The sequence below is a fragment of the Variovorax sp. 10N432 genome (assembly GCF_056394465.1).
Map to the genome: position 1 here is coordinate 1 of NZ_JBFTHX010000110.1, position 1,577 is coordinate 1,577.

Below are 1,577 nucleotides of genomic sequence, written 5' to 3' on the forward strand. Positions count from 1 at the left end.
CGCAGGCGGCCAGAACCTGCGCCTCGCAGGCGGCCAGAACCTGCGCCTTGAACGCCGCGCTGTGCCGGCGGCGTTGCTTCGGATTGACGTCCATAGATGTCCAGCTAACTTAGGTGGACAGCATGGTCTCCGGCTTGGCCTCTGATCTCAAGGTGGGGAGACTGGCCGCTTACAATTTACGTCCTAACTTTGACGACGACGCGCCTAAGTTGTTGATTCGATGAGAAATGCAGGGCAGGGCAGGGCAGGGCGGGCGGAAGGGGAGCACGCCAGGATCACATCGAAGCGCGTGCGCACTGACCGCGTGGCGGTCAACAATCTGGCCAGCCGCTTCCGGCCAAAACCGGACGGTCAGCCCCGCCGCCGAATTCGCCGATACCGGACGTTCGCAGCCCGCGCAAGTTCGCTACTCACTCGCGGGCACCGGACGGCATGCTGTTTGGACTTCACGCCGCAGCTTCGCGCTGCATCACCTTTGGTAGTGCGCAGTTGAGGGCCGCTGCAGGCTCGCGGTAGCGGGCAAAGCCCACACGGCAAGCGCGCGGGCTACGCGCCACAAGACCAAAAGGAAAATGAGGGGCAGGAGCACTGTCTCCACGACAAACTGCGCAATCAAACTAACGATGGTCTTACTCCAACTGCCCGCTGCCTTCATCAGGCGGTCCAACGGAGATGTCGAACGTTGGAACCAACGCTTGACGCGCTCAATGGGCCCTTCCTCAGCCTTAGCGGGATTCACCTGGCCCTCGGCAACAGCGTAGTCGATGCGCTCTAGGTTGCTGGCATAGTCATGCTCGAAGAAAGTCTCATAGACCAAACCATTCGCCAGTACTGTGAGGGGCACCGCAAAGCGGAGCAAAAGGAGCCCCACAAGGACCGGACGTAGCCAGCGTGAGGACGGTGTAGGGTTTTGCCAGCTAGCAATGAGCATGAGGGCAATCGTTGCGGTCAGGAGTGATGAGACCAACCAGTGAGAGCCTACGTCCAGCAGGAGGACTTGGACCCCGAAGGCAACACTGGCCATCAGCATCACGGTGGAAAAGTGGTCCACCAACTCATTGAGCGGCTGCAAGGTCTGGCCAGGCGCCACTGTGATACCTGACCCAAGAATCTTCGCGTCGAACTCGGCGTTCTGAACGACTGAGATGACGCCTCCTAGTACGCGTGCCGCGGCAAACACAGCTAGGGCGCGTTGGAGACCATCGGACGCATGTTCGCGAGCCATGCGGTCCTGCGGAAGTAGCCAACTGCCCGCAAGAACGAGTACGGCGAGGAGAGTGATGATGAGGCGGTGGTAGCGGCGCAAGGGTATACAGTCAAATTATCAGAGGTGTTCGGACGACATTTTGCGCCGAACTCGAGGTCGAATCGCTGCTCCTACAGGAGACCTCAGCCCAGCGCCTGATAGCAGAGCCAAAGCACGACGATGAGTGAGACCAGGGACGCCCTCTCTGCGTATTTCAGGGCATCGTGGACGCCCGTTTCAGACGATCGTGGACGTCATTTCAGATGAACGTGGACGCTGTTTCAGGCTGATCGTGGACGACGTTTCAGCCTAATCGTGGACGATCCGGGCG

1 protein-coding gene is annotated in these 1,577 nt (G+C 59.9%); it reads right to left on the reverse strand.

Going from position 1 to position 1,577, the window contains the following annotated elements; all coding sequences use genetic code 11:
• Positions 1-469 precede the first annotated feature (469 nt).
• On the reverse strand, positions 470-1,306 hold the full coding sequence (locus AC1DF3_RS36835) for a hypothetical protein (protein WP_478142789.1): 837 nt from the start codon (positions 1,304-1,306) through the stop codon (positions 470-472).
• Positions 1,307-1,577: the final 271 nt, after the last annotated feature.